Source organism: Nocardia sp. NPDC102475 (assembly GCF_055584605.1).
This window is the reverse complement of record NZ_JBVJLS010000001.1, coordinates 161,520-173,939: the sequence shown is the minus strand read 5'-3', so window position 1 is coordinate 173,939 and position 12,420 is coordinate 161,520. Positions and strand designations below refer to the sequence as shown.

Sequence of the window (12,420 nt, the reverse complement as noted above, 5' to 3'; positions counted from 1 at the left end):
CCATGCGCTTCGACGGCTCGGACGCGAGACGGGCCGCGAACTCCTCGCTCGTAAGACTCGCTCCGTGGTGGTTGACGGGGCGGGACGTTCGGCACCGGGTGCACGCCTGCCGGATGCCGCGCATGCGGCGCATGCGCTTCGACGGCTCGGACGCGAGACGGGCCGCGAACTCCTCGCTCGTAAGACTCGCTCCGTGGTGGTTGACGGGGCGGGACGTTCGGCACCTGGTGCACGCGTGCCGGATGCCGCGCATGCGGCGCATGCGCTTCGACGGCTCGGACGCGAGACGGGCCGCGAACGTCGCTCGTAAGACTCGCTTCTCGGTGTTCGGCAGGGTGCCTGGGCTCGCCCGCGACGTGCGAGCCCAGCAAACCTACTTGTGGCGTCCGTGCAGGATCGGGACCATGCGACGCAGCAGCTTCATGGTGGACTGGGTCCGCGAGTAGCTGAGCAGTGCCATGCCGGGAATCGCGAAGCGCTGCACCGCGATCGAATGCGGCCGGGCGAATTCGCGCAGGCCGGGCTCGCCGTGGATGCGCCCGATTCCGGAATCGCCGACACCGCCGAAGGGCAGGCCAGCGATGGCTGCGAAGGCGAGTACGGAGTTCACCGAGGTCGCGCCGACGCGCAGCCTGCGCGCGATCTCCAGGCCGTTCTTCTTCGAGTAGACCGCCGAGGACAGGCCGTATTTGGACTTGTTCGCCAGCTCGACCGCCTCGTCGACGCCGTCCACCGTGCGAATGGTGACGGTCGGGCCGAAGGTCTCCTCGGCCACGGCCTCGGAGTTCTCGTCCACATCGACGAGCACGACCGGCTCGATGAACGGACCCTTGACCGACTCCGGCCCGCCGAGCACCGCGGTGCCGCCGTTCTTCAGCGCGTCATCGATATGGCGACGCACGATATCGATCTGGCTGGGCATGGTCATCGGACCGTAGGAAGCATCGGCGTCCGAGCCCGGCTTGATGTCCTTCAGAATGCGCTCGACCTCGGCGACGAATTCGTCGCGCACCGAGCGATCCACGTAAACCCGCTCCACACCGGCGCAGGTCTGGCCACTGTTGGCGGTGGCGCCCCAGGCGACCGCATCGGCCGCGGCCTTCACATCGGCATCGCCCGCGACGATCACCGCATCCTTACCGCCGCATTCCAGCAGCACCGGGGTCAGCGATTCGGCGGCCGCGGCCATGATCTTCTTGCCGGTAGCGGTGGAGCCGGTGAACGCGATCTTGTCCACCCCGGCGTGTACCAGCGCTGCGCCGGTCGCGCCGTAACCATTGACCGTCTCGAAGACGCCTTCGGGCAGCTCCGGATTGGCCTTCTTGAACGCATCGGAGAGGAAATTGCCGATGCCGGTGGAGAATTCGCTCGGCTTGAAGACGACGGTATTGCCCGCGGCCAGGGCGTAGGCGATGGAGCCGTTCGGGGTGTAGACCGGATAGTTCCACGGGCCGATCACGCCGATGACACCGAGCGGGCGCTGCTCCAATCGTGCGGAGAAGTTCGCCATCAACGCGCCGGGGGAGATCTTCTTCGGCGACAGCACCTTCTTGGCGTTCTTGGCCGCCCAGGCGATGTGCTCGAGTGCGAGCATCAATTCCAGGAACGCGTCGTCGAGTGGTTTGCCGTTCTCCTTGTGGATGAGCGCGGTGAACTCCTCGGAGTCCGCGACCAACTGGCTCGACCAGCGCAGCAGATGTTTGCGCCGCTCGTCGAAGCTCAGTCCGCCCCAGGTGGCGGCGGCGGTACGGGCCTTGGCGACGGCGGAGCGCACCGCGTCCGCGTCCGCGATGGTGTGGGTGGCGATGACCTCTCCGGTGGCCGGATCGACCGATGTCAGCGCCGTCTGTGGCGCCGCTGGGGTGGTCTCGATGGTTGTCACGGTTGGTCTCTCCTCTTGCCGAGATAAGTTAACGACCATTCTCTGAGATGATGCTATGCCACAACTCTCACCAGGTCACCCCTCCCGTCAATTCTTCCCGAGTCTGTCGGCGCCGCGTGCAAGTATCGAGATATGTGCGGCAGATATGCGACAACTACCGATCCCGGTCGGCTCGCCGCCGAACTGGACGCCATCGACGAGACGCCGACCGCTGACAACGGCGGTTCCGCCAACTACAACGTCGCGCCGACCACCCAGGTGCTGACCTTGGTGGAGCGCCATGAGCACGGCCACCCCGACGACGACCCCGAGTTGCGCATCCGGCGGATGCGCTGGGGCCTGATCCCGGTCTGGACCAAGGCCGCCGAACCGGGCGTGCCGGTCAAGGGCAAACCGCTGTTCAATGCCCGCGCCGACAAGGCGGCGACCACGCCATCGTTCCGTGATGCGGTGAAGTATCGCCGCTGCCTGGTTCCGATGGACGGCTGGTACGAGTGGTTGGTCGAACCGGATGCCGGGGCCAAAGGCAAGGTCGCGAAACATCCGTACTTCATGGCGAATGCCGATGGCTCACGGCTGTATATGGCCGGATTGTGGTCGGTTTGGCGGGACCGTTCGCAGCAGGAGAGCGAACCGCTGCTCTCGTGCACCATCCTGACTACCGACGCCGTCGGCGAGCTCACCCGCATCCACGATCGGATGCCGCTGCCCATGCCGCAAGAGAATTGGGCGGCCTGGCTGGATCCGGATCATCCGGCGCCGGCCACCCTGCTCGAGACGCCGAGCGTCGGATCGGTGGCGGGCATTGTGGCGCATCCGGTCTCGACGCTGGTCAACAGCGTGCGCAATAACGGTCCGGAGTTGTTGGCGCCGTTGGACTCTCGGGCCGGCACGGAAAAGGCCGGGCAGATCAGCTTGCTGTGATCGCCCGGCCCGCCGTTCATCGACTCAGAGCTGGCACTTCACGCTGTTCGTCACGATATTCAGCGCACACTTGGCGATGCCGCCGCCCAGGTCGATGACCTTGCGCGCGACGCCGCCGCCCAGGTCGATGACCTTGCCTGCGACGCCGCCGCCCAGCTTCTCGGCCTTGTCGGCCTTCTCATCCTTCGTCGGGGTGTTGTTCTTCTTCGGCCCGTCGTCAACGGCATGCTCGTCGAAGGGGAAGTCGTTGACGTCGATCACCAGGGGGCTGCCAGGTGCGGCGGTGGCCGTAGGCGCTAGCAGCGCGGCCGGGCCGTTGGTGAGCAGGAGAACTCCGAACAGGGTGACGATCACGGTGCTGCACAATCGCTGGCGCGCGGACATTTCGCATCACATCCTCGAGTCGGACGATCTGGGCCCGTTCAGTAACGCACAAATGTTGCTGGCGTGGTGCGGATTTATACGGATGTGACTAGTGCGGTTACCGCATCGGTGAGTCGAACCAGGTCCGCCGGTGCCAATTCGATCTCCAGACCGCGCCGTCCCGCGCTGCAAAGCATGCGGTCCCAGGCCAGTGCCGAGGCATCGACCACGGTGGGCAGCAGCTTGCGCTGGCCGAGCGGGGAGATGCCGCCGAGTACGTAACCGGTGATTCGCTCGGCCTTCGCCCTATCCGCCATGGCCGCCTTGGGCGCGCCGAGCGCCGCGGCGGCCGCCTTGAGCGACAAGGTGTTCGGCACCGGCAACACCGCGACCGCGAGCGCGCCGGACGACAATTCGATCACCAGCGTTTTGAAGATCTGCGCCGCCGTCACCCCGACCTCGGCGGCGAGTGCGTCGACCGCCTCGCCGCCGTAGGAGTCGGCGCGCGGATCGTGCTTGTACGCGTGTACGCGGTGGGCCACACCGGCCTTGGCCAGGGTGCGGATCGCCGGGGTCGAGGCTCCTGCCATGCCGGTCACCCTAATGGCGGTCGGCAACGCGGTTTTCGGGGCGGGGAGTTCGCTATGGGAACACAGTCGAGCGCGGACATGTTGCATGCGATACGGAAGCCGCACGGCGGTTGTACGACGTGAAGGAGAGGTCGGTGCCAGTTCTGCTCGAAGAACGCCCGGTGACGTCGCAGAGGGACTCTCAGTTCTCACTCGATCTGGCCACGCCTGTAGATTTGGCAGGTACGGCGATCGAAGGGATTGGTGTGACGAGCGACGATGACGTGGTGACCGACGGTGCGGTCGGCGCCGCGGTCGACGATACCGAGCTGGTGCAGCGGTTCGAGCGCGATGCGCTCCCGTTGCTCGACCAGCTCTACGGTGCCGCGCTGCGCATGACCCGGAATCCGGCCGATGCCGAGGATTTGGTGCAGGAGACCTACGTCAAGGCGTTCCAGGGCTTCAAATCCTTCAAGGAGGGCACCAATCTGCGTGCCTGGCTCTATCGGATCCTGACCAACACCTACATCAACTCCTACCGCAAGAAGCAGCGCCAGCCCGCGCAGTATCCGACCGACGAGATCACCGACTGGCAGCTCGCGGCCACCGCCGAGCACACTTCGACCGGGCTGCGTTCGGCCGAGGTGGAGGCGCTGGACGCGCTCCCGGACGACGACATCAAGGCCGCACTGCAGGAGCTGCCGGAGGAATTCCGGATGGCGGTGTACTACGCGGATGTCGAGGGTTTCCCATATAAGGAAATCGCCGACATCATGGGCACCCCCATCGGTACGGTGATGTCCCGGCTGCATCGCGGCCGCAAGCAGCTCAAAGGATTGCTCGCCGATGTGGCGCGCGAACGTGGATTCAACCGCAACGGCGCGGAACGCCAGGAGGTCAAGCAGTGAGTACGGAGCGTGACCCCGATATGGAGTTGGACTGCACGGCTGTGCTCGCCGACGTCTGGCTCATGCTCGACGGTGAATGTGACGATGCCACCCGGGCCCGGCTGCAGCACCACATGGATCACTGCTCACCGTGCATCGAGGCCTACGGCATCGAAGAGAAGGTCAAGAGCCTGCTGAGCCGCAAGTGCGGCGGCGATCGGGCGCCGGATTCACTGCGCGATCGGCTGAGCCTGGAAATCCGCCGATCCGTCACGGTCACGCGGGTCGAGACCACCGAGTAGTTCCGGAAACAGAAAAAACACCGAGTGCCTACGGAAGATCATGGCCCTCGGTGTTTTTCGTCTGTTACGGCTCAGGCGTTGGGACGCTTGCCGTGGTTGGCCGCGCTTCCCTTGCGGCTGCGCTTCTTACGACCACGCTTACCCATAGGTAGTCTCCCTTCTGATTGAAGGCCATTGTTTCATGTGTGGTTGGCTGTAGCTTCAGCGGATACGGGCGAACGAGTGGATGAGGTGTCATGGCGGAGGAAGTGCTCTCGGAGCTGGTGTCGGTCGTGCAGCAGGTTGTCGTTGCCGAGGGTGACGAGGTACACGAGGGCGACACCCTGGTGATCCTCGAGTCGATGAAAATGGAGATCCCGGTGCTCGCCGAAAGCGGCGGCACGGTGACCTCGATCGGCGTCAAAGAGGGCGATGCGATCAAGGCCGGGCACCTGATCGCCGTCATCTCTTAACTTCTGAAGCGGGTAGATCGAAATGGCGACACTGAGTGAACTGCTGGCCGAACACACCGACCTACCCGGCGTCGCCGTGGACCATCTGCAGCGGGTGGTCGGCGATTGGCAGCTGCTCGCCGATCTGTCCTTCGCGGATCTGCTGCTGTGGGTCGGTGCGGGACCGATCGCCGACGGCGCCGATATCGTCTGCGTCGCACAGTGTCGACCGACGACCGCGCCCACCGTCCATCCGGAGGATCGGGTCGGCGGAACCGCATTGCACACCGATCATCCGCAGGTGTTCGACGCGCTGGTGACCGGCAAGATCGTGCGCGCGGACAGCGATGTCGAGGCCGAGGGCGTCTACCATCCGCATCCGGTGCACGCCATCCGCGAGGCCATTCCGGTGCGCTGCGGCGACGATGTCATCGCGGTGCTCAGCCGCGATACCGATCTGCAGCGCTCGCGAGTGCGCAGCACGCTGGAGATCGCCTATGTCGCCTGCTCCGACGATCTGTGCCAGATGATCGCCGACGGCACCTTCCCGACCACCGAGGACCGCGCCGCGACGCACTCCAGTCCCCGTGCGGGCGACGGCTTCATCCGGCTCGATACCGCGGGCATCGTCGTCTACGCCAGCCCGAACGCACTGTCGGCGTATCACCGGATGGGGCTGCAGTCGGATCTGGCCGGTCAGGATCTGGCCGTCACCACCCGGTCGCTGATCACCGATCCGTTCGACGCCCAGGAGGTCGTCGGCGATATCCAGGCCGCCCTGGCTGGACGCACCGGGCGCCGCATGGAGGTCGAGGCGCGCAGCGCCACCGTGCTGCTGCGCACCCTGGTGCTGCGCCCGCACGGGGAACTGGCCGGGGCCGCGGTGCTGGTCCGTGACGTCACCGAGGTCAAGCGCCGCGACCGCGCGCTGCTCAGCAAGGACGCGACCATCCGCGAGATCCACCACCGGGTGAAGAACAATCTGCAGACCGTCGCCGCGCTGCTGCGGTTGCAGGCGCGCCGCACAGAGAACGAGGAGGCGCAGGTCGCGCTGACCGAATCGGTGCGCCGGGTCACCTCGATCGCTTCGGTGCACGAGATGCTGTCGATGTCGGTGGATGAAGAGGTCGATCTCGACGAAGTCGTGGACCGGCTGCTGCCGATCATGGCCGATGTCGCGACCGTGCACACCGCGAGAATCAAAGTGCGCCGGGCGGGTTCGCTCGGCGTGTTCTCCGCCGAACGCGCCACCCCGTTGGTGATGGTGCTCACCGAACTGGTGCAGAACGCCATCGAGCACGCCTTCGATTCCGGCGAAAACGGCACGGTGACAATCCGTTCCGAGCGTTCGGCGCGCTGGCTGGACGTGATCATCAGCGATGACGGCCGCGGCCTGCCGCCGGGTTTCAGCCTGGAATCCTCCGACCGCCTCGGCCTGCAGATCGTGCGCACCCTGGTCACCGCCGAACTCGGGGGCTCCATCGGTTTACACCCAGGTGCCGATATCGGCACCGACGCTGTGCTGCGAGTACCATTGGGCCGCCGCTCCGGGCGCTGAGTCGAATTCGCCTGGCAAGCAATAAGACTCAGCTTCTATGCATAGCTGACCACAACGGAGCGAGTCTTACGAGCGACGTTCGCGGCCCGTCTCGCGGCCGAGCCGTCGAAGCGCATGCGCCGCAATTAGACACAGGCACAAAATAGCCCGGCACCTGAGTGCCGGGCTTGACTGCGTTACCGGGCCGGGCTGAGAGGTCCGGTAACGCTGGTCGTCCTACTAGACGACGGTGCGGGTGCGCGTGCGGGCGTTGCGACGCTTGAGCGCCCTACGCTCGTCCTCGCTCATACCGCCCCACACGCCGGCATCCTGCCCGGACTTCAGGGCCCAGGACAGGCAGTCGGCGGTAACGGGGCAGCGAGCGCAGACCAGCTTGGCATCGGCAATCTGCGCGAGCGCCGGACCACTGTTACCCACCGGGAAGAACAGCTCGGGGTCCTCATCGCGACAGATGGCCTTGTGGCGCCAGTCCATTCCTCTGCTCCTTTGCTGGGCGCCGCAAAGGGCGCCTACGGTTTGTGGATCGTTCACTTGTGCGACTCGAATGTTTCCGCACGGTTGCTTGTGAATGCTTTCACGAACACCGTAGATGTCAATAGGTATCCGGTGCACCGTGGGGAAGCTCACGCTCTCAAGGAACCCCTTGGGGAACCTGCCCGGTCCTTTGTACTCGCTCTACCCGGTTTTCGCAGCACAACACCGAGTTTTTTCGCGCGTTTCGTGCTCATTTCGGGCGGGGAGCGACGACCTCGAGCACGTCGGGCACGGCTGTGAAATCCACCATGTTGCGTTTTCCGATAAAGTCGCCATCGATTTGCAGGCCGATCGGCTCGCTGGCCTCGATGTGCAGGGACGGCACATCGTCCTCGCGAAACAGGTTGCGGGACTTGGGATTTCCATTGGCCGCGAGAAGCTGCCTGGCGAGCAACAGGGTGGAGACCACCGACATCGACCGCACGGCAAACACGCCGAGACCGGTTTCGAAGGCCGTGCCCGGGTTGGTGTGCACCGGGGTGGCGTTCAGGTAGGTCCACGGACTGGCGTTCGTTACGAAGGCGTAATGGACCTCACTGATCGGGTCGAATCCCGGGATCTCGATCCGGACGCTCGGCTCCTTGCGCTTCGACTTGAAAAACTGTCGGACAGTGGTGCGAACGTAGCGACCGGGGGTGGCGGCATGGCCGTTGGCGCGGCTGTTGTCGATCGCTTCGCAGACATCGGCGTCGAGACCGACACCCGCGCTGAAGCCGAACCATCGGTCATCGGCGAGGCCGAGCCCGATCTTACGGTCGTGGTCGAGGGTGAGCAGATCGATGAGCTGGTTGGTTGCGGTCACCGGATCCGGGGAGATGCCGAGGGCGCGCGCGAACACATTCGCCGAGCCGCCCGGAATCACGCCGAGGCGCGGCAGCCAGGCCTGTCCGTCGTCGACCTGGGGCAGCGGCAGATAGCCGTTGATGGTCTCGTTGACCGTCCCATCGCCGCCGTGCACGACGATCAGGTCCATCTCGTTGGTTGCTGCCCACTGTGCCAATTCCGCCGCGTGGCCGCGGTGCTGGGTATGCGCGACGGTCAGCTGAGTCCGGCTCTCCAACGCGTGCGCCAGCAGGTCCCGCGTCGCCGGCGTAGTCGAGGTGGCATTCGGATTCACGATCAGCAACGTCCGCACCTTCGGCAGCCTAATCGGCGCACGGCCCGGTCCGAAAAGCCGCCGAGTGCGTTCTAGGCTTGGCCACGTGGCGGACAGCGGCAAAGACGAGGTTTCGGCGGGTGTGCCCGCGACGGTGCGCGGTGCGGGCGGATTGGTCGCGCTGGAGGGGGCGGTGGCCGTGGTCGTGGCGATCGTGCTGATCGTGCGTGGCCTGCTCGGACACGATCAGAGCGCCGCGAGCGGATACGGCACGGCCGCGTGGTTCGGGATTCTCGGCGGCGCGGTGCTCGCGGCCGGGATCGGACTTTTTCTCGGGCACCGATGGGGGCGGGCCATCGCCGTGATCGCACAGGTGCTGCTGCTTCCGGTGACCTGGTCGCTGCTGACCGATTCGCATCAGCCGGTGCTCGGCGCGCTGCTCGGCCTGGTCGTGGTGGGCGCGCTGGTGTTCTTGTTCGCGCCCGCGTCGAATCGCTGGATGGCCGAGGTGTACGGGATCGAACCGGAATCGAAGTAGCCGGGATCAGGCGGTGGCGGCGCGCAGTGCCTGACGGCACCAGTGATCGGCCCGGCGGGTGGTTTCCGGCTGACGGTAGCGCGGGGTCAGCGCGAGCACCTGGGTGCATGCGGTGTCCAAGTCGATGAGATGACCGACCGAGACGAAGACCGGCTTGACGCCGCGCCGCGTGCGCAGCGCCCGCCCGACGACTTCGCCGTCCATCGCGATATCGCTGACTGCGCCGCGCTCGGGACCGGGCTCCGCGTAGTCGCCCCACGGTGTCTTGGCTACGCCGATCGTCGGTGTGCCCGTGAGGATTCCGACGTGGCAGGCCAAGCCGAAGCGGCGCGGATGTGCGAGTCCCTGGCCATCGCAGATCAGCAGATCCGGTGTGGTACCGAGCTTTTCGAGTGCGGCGAGGGTTATCGGCAGTTCACGGAAGGACAGCAAGCCCGGCACGTAAGGAAAGGTGACCGAGCCGTGCGCTACCGCGGTCTCGACGGGATCCAGTGTGGCACTGTCCAATACGACCGCGGCTGCGGCGGCGATCCCGGTTTCGTCGTCGTAGGCGGAGTCGAGTCCGGCGACGGTGCGGAATTGCGGTTGATGCGGGTCGGTCGTAATCACCAATGGCCGCAACGCATCCTGGATCGCCATGGCCTCGTCCGCGGTGGTCGGCCAATCCGTCGGTGCGGTAACCCTCACTCGTTCACCAGGCTTCGGCGGCGAGTTTCTCGATGGCCGCGCCGGTGAGCCGGTAGCCGACCCACTCGTCCTGCGGTTTGGCGTCGATGGATTTGTAGAACTCGATGGCGGGCGTATTCCAGGTCAGCACGGCCCAGTCGACCCGGCTGTAGCCGTTGGCGGCGGCCTCCTCGGCGAGGGCGGCCAGCAGCGCCTTGCCGTAACCCTTGCCGCGGGTCTCCGGCTTGACGTACAAGTCCTCCAGGTAGATGCCGTGTACACCAGTCCAGGTGGAGTAGTTCAGGAACCAGATCGCACAGCCGACCACACCGGTCTCGTCCTCGACGACATGGGCGAAAACCGCGGGCGACGGCCCGAACAGCGCGGCGTCCAGCTGCTCGGCGGTGAGCGTGCACTCCGCGCGGGACTGCTCGTACTCGGCGAGATCCTCGACCAGGCCCACCATGGCGGGTACATCGGCGGGGGTGGCGTGGCGGATCTGGCCGGTGCGGGTCATAGTGCGGCTCCGTGATTTGCGGGAACTAGGTTGTGCGCCAGGATGGTTCGGTCGTCGTGTTCGTAACCGAGCACGGTGATCGCGGCGGTCGACATGGTGAAGCGCCGCCCCTCCCGGATATCGAGTTCGGCCCAGCGGGCGATCAGCGCCCGGGAGAAATGACCGTGGCCGACCAGCACGATATCCCGGTCCGGCAGTGCGGGTTCGACCGATGCCAGCACCCGATCGGCGCGCGCGCTGACCTGTGCGGCCGTCTCGCCACCCGGCACGACTCCGGTCCAGATGGTCCAGCCGGGATCGTGCTCACGGATCTCGACGGAGGTCTGCCCCTCGTAATCGCCGTAATCCCATTCGGCCAGATCGTCGTCGACGACGGTATCGGTCAGCCCCGCGAGCACCGCCGTGCGCACAGCACGTTGACGCGGACTGGTGAGCACCAGCGGGTCGCGCAGCTTCAGCTCACCGAGCAGTCCGCCCGCGGCGCGGGCCTGTTCCTCACCGCGCTCGGTGAGCGGCAGATCGGTGCGGCCGGTATGGCGCCGTTGGCTGGACCAGGTGGTTTCGCCATGCCGGAGCAGGACCAGTCGGGCGTCGTCGCGTGCGGACATGGCTAGTCAGCCTCCCCGAATCTTTTGCCGGTCGTCGGTGCCTCGATAGTCATTTGCCGGGCCGGCAGTAGGTGCCGCCGGGTTTTTGGGCGTTCCCGATGAGTTACCCATGTTCTTACTAAATCAGTAATCACGAGCCCAGTGCGAACATCTCGGCTCCACGTCTTTCCAGCACGGTTGTGCCGAGGACGGCGAGCGAGATGGGAGAGCCGTCGTAGCCGGGGCGGGCAACCGGAATACGCGACACCTCGGTGCCCGAAGTGGGATCGAGGACCGCGATGGCGCCGTCGACCGGCACGAGTAGTCGGCCGGCCATGAAGACGGGACTGCCGAGTGCGCCGGGGGCGGCCCAGATCGGATCGAAAGTGCCCGCGTTCAAGGCGATCAGGCTGTTGCCGGTGAATACCAGGAACAGCGAACTGATCCGAGTGGTTGTCGTCTTATCGCTCAGCGGTGCGGAAAGCTGGTGCACCACAAGCGCATTCCCGGTGCCGTCGAAGACCTCCAGCCGCGGCGAAATCGCCTCGGCGGTAGCGGTCGCGGGCGCACCCGGCAGGTACAGCACGATTCGGTTGTCGGACACCGCGATTACGCGCCCGTCGGGCGAGTCCGCACCGGATCCGTTGAGCACATGCGACCCGTACTCCTCGGGCACCGTATTGTCCTTCGGCGCCGGATTGAGCACGGTCAGCCGGTTGGTCGGATCTTCGGGGCAGCGTTCGAGGACGGCGAGCCGGGTGGAACTCGAACTCGACGAGATCAGCTTGCAGCCCTTGCGCGGTTGGGTTTTCACGTTGACGGGTGCGTCGACGTAACCGTATTCGAGAGTGCGCACCAGATCCGAGCGCCACATCTCCAGCCGTCGCGGGCCCTGGGCCAGCACATAGGTGCCGTCGACCGATAGTTGCACGGTCGGATCCATATAGCTGCTGCGCGCGGTCCGGCGCGAACCGTCCTCGCCGGCCAGCAGCGTGGCCTGGCTGCAGCCGCGCTGATCCTTGTACACCGCTATCACCGTGCCGAACTGCGACTCCACGCCGCACAGGGGTAGGTCGCGCCGATAGTGCCACACTTGCTCACCGGTACGCGGATCGTGTCCGGTGACCGTGCCATCCGCGCCTGTCACGACCGTGCCCGCGGCCACCAGCGCCCGGTTCGCCGCGGGGTCCGGCGCATGCCACAGCTCGCGCAAGCTCGTCGGAACCTGATCAGCCGCCGCGGGAGTGGAAACCGGATGTTCCGCCGTCACCGATTCGGTGCCCCTGGCATCACTGCGTGCCCACACCACCGCCGCCGCGATCACCACGACCACGGCGATCGCGACTGCGGAGATGATGTCGGCGCGCGTTCGCCGCTCGGGTGCGAGCACGTTTGCGAGACTACAACGTGTCGCCCGGGGGATGCGATCGGTCTCGCGTGGGCATCCGCCGACGCATGACGGCCGCGGACGCGTTCAATGGCGCTCACCTGCCGGTATTTCCACGTTCGGCGGCCCCCTTGCCGCTCGCCTGCGACCATGCATCCGTGACGCGTCCGCGTCGGCGC

At 66.1% G+C, this 12,420-nt stretch carries 17 protein-coding genes; 7 read left to right on the top strand and 10 right to left on the bottom strand.

What is annotated here, in order from left to right; genetic code table 11:
• Positions 1-310: hypothetical protein (locus tag ACZ60G_RS00805; protein ID WP_465806076.1), on the top strand; the 310-nt coding region annotated here is incomplete at its 5' end.
• Between the two features lie 63 nt (positions 311-373).
• Here ACZ60G_RS00805 and ACZ60G_RS00800 read toward each other — a convergent pair.
• The gene (locus ACZ60G_RS00800; protein WP_465806074.1) at positions 374-1,921 is read right to left on the bottom strand and encodes an aldehyde dehydrogenase family protein; all 1,548 of its coding nucleotides are present in this window, start codon (positions 1,919-1,921) and stop codon (positions 374-376) included.
• Positions 1,922-2,014: 93 nt separating this feature from the next.
• Here ACZ60G_RS00800 and ACZ60G_RS00795 point away from each other — a divergent pair, with 93 nt between their 5' ends.
• Positions 2,015-2,806, top strand: coding sequence for an SOS response-associated peptidase (locus tag ACZ60G_RS00795; protein WP_465806072.1), 792 nt, complete (start codon positions 2,015-2,017; stop codon positions 2,804-2,806).
• A 24-nt stretch (positions 2,807-2,830) separates the two neighbouring features.
• On the opposite strand, the gene ACZ60G_RS00790 is transcribed toward ACZ60G_RS00795, so the two are convergent.
• Positions 2,831-3,190 carry a hypothetical protein gene (locus ACZ60G_RS00790; RefSeq protein WP_465806070.1) on the bottom strand — a complete coding sequence of 120 codons (360 nt, stop codon included), beginning with the start codon at positions 3,188-3,190 and terminating at the stop codon, positions 2,831-2,833.
• 74 nt (positions 3,191-3,264) lie between these two features.
• Positions 3,265-3,759: a Cys-tRNA(Pro) deacylase gene (ybaK, locus tag ACZ60G_RS00785; RefSeq protein WP_465806068.1), complete on the bottom strand. Its 495-nt coding sequence runs from the start codon at positions 3,757-3,759 to the stop codon at positions 3,265-3,267.
• Between the two features lie 197 nt (positions 3,760-3,956).
• Here ybaK and ACZ60G_RS00780 point away from each other — a divergent pair, with 197 nt between their 5' ends.
• Together ACZ60G_RS00780 and rsrA are read left to right on the top strand one after the other, a co-directional pair.
• Positions 3,957-4,646, top strand: coding sequence for a sigma-70 family RNA polymerase sigma factor (locus ACZ60G_RS00780; RefSeq protein ID WP_465806714.1), 690 nt, complete (start codon positions 3,957-3,959; stop codon positions 4,644-4,646).
• Positions 4,647-4,666: 20 nt separating this feature from the next.
• Positions 4,667-4,927 carry a mycothiol system anti-sigma-R factor gene (gene rsrA / locus ACZ60G_RS00775; protein WP_040694865.1) on the top strand — a complete coding sequence of 87 codons (261 nt, stop codon included), beginning with the start codon at positions 4,667-4,669 and terminating at the stop codon, positions 4,925-4,927.
• Between the two features lie 71 nt (positions 4,928-4,998).
• On the opposite strand, the gene ACZ60G_RS00770 is transcribed toward rsrA, so the two are convergent.
• The gene (locus tag ACZ60G_RS00770; RefSeq protein ID WP_095887907.1) at positions 4,999-5,073 is read right to left on the bottom strand and encodes a 50S ribosomal protein bL37; all 75 of its coding nucleotides are present in this window, start codon (positions 5,071-5,073) and stop codon (positions 4,999-5,001) included.
• A 90-nt stretch (positions 5,074-5,163) separates the two neighbouring features.
• On the opposite strand from ACZ60G_RS00770, the gene ACZ60G_RS00765 reads away from it, so the two are divergent.
• Positions 5,164-5,379, top strand: coding sequence for a biotin/lipoyl-binding carrier protein (locus tag ACZ60G_RS00765; protein ID WP_040694864.1), 216 nt, complete (start codon positions 5,164-5,166; stop codon positions 5,377-5,379).
• Positions 5,380-5,401: 22 nt separating this feature from the next.
• Entirely contained in the window at positions 5,402-6,916 is a 1,515-nt protein-coding gene (locus ACZ60G_RS00760; protein ID WP_465806066.1) for a sensor histidine kinase, read from the top strand.
• Between the two features lie 219 nt (positions 6,917-7,135).
• On the opposite strand, the gene ACZ60G_RS00755 is transcribed toward ACZ60G_RS00760, so the two are convergent.
• Both ACZ60G_RS00755 and ACZ60G_RS00750 read right to left on the bottom strand, forming a co-directional pair.
• Positions 7,136-7,390, bottom strand: a complete 255-nt coding sequence (locus ACZ60G_RS00755; protein ID WP_011211115.1) for a WhiB family transcriptional regulator — start codon at positions 7,388-7,390, stop codon at positions 7,136-7,138.
• A 250-nt stretch (positions 7,391-7,640) separates the two neighbouring features.
• Entirely contained in the window at positions 7,641-8,585 is a 945-nt protein-coding gene (locus ACZ60G_RS00750) for a diacylglycerol/lipid kinase family protein (RefSeq protein ID WP_465806062.1), read from the bottom strand.
• Positions 8,586-8,652: 67 nt separating this feature from the next.
• Between ACZ60G_RS00750 and ACZ60G_RS00745 the strand changes: the two genes are divergently transcribed.
• Positions 8,653-9,084, top strand: coding sequence for a hypothetical protein (locus ACZ60G_RS00745; protein ID WP_433525210.1), 432 nt, complete (start codon positions 8,653-8,655; stop codon positions 9,082-9,084).
• A gap of 6 nt (positions 9,085-9,090) precedes the next feature.
• On the opposite strand, the gene ACZ60G_RS00740 is transcribed toward ACZ60G_RS00745, so the two are convergent.
• The 4 genes from ACZ60G_RS00740 to ACZ60G_RS00725 form a co-directional block, all read right to left on the bottom strand.
• Entirely contained in the window at positions 9,091-9,771 is a 681-nt protein-coding gene (locus tag ACZ60G_RS00740) for an endonuclease V (RefSeq protein ID WP_465806060.1), read from the bottom strand.
• Positions 9,772-9,775: 4 nt separating this feature from the next.
• Positions 9,776-10,267, bottom strand: a complete 492-nt coding sequence (locus tag ACZ60G_RS00735) for a GNAT family N-acetyltransferase (protein WP_465806059.1) — start codon at positions 10,265-10,267, stop codon at positions 9,776-9,778.
• On the bottom strand, positions 10,264-10,875 hold the full coding sequence (locus ACZ60G_RS00730) for an acid phosphatase (RefSeq protein ID WP_465806057.1): 612 nt from the start codon (positions 10,873-10,875) through the stop codon (positions 10,264-10,266). Before ACZ60G_RS00730 ends, ACZ60G_RS00735 begins: the two co-directional genes overlap by 4 nt.
• Before the next feature lie 130 nt (positions 10,876-11,005).
• Positions 11,006-12,244 carry an Rv3212 family protein gene (locus tag ACZ60G_RS00725; protein WP_465806055.1) on the bottom strand — a complete coding sequence of 413 codons (1,239 nt, stop codon included), beginning with the start codon at positions 12,242-12,244 and terminating at the stop codon, positions 11,006-11,008.
• Between the last annotated feature and the right edge of the window lie 176 nt (positions 12,245-12,420).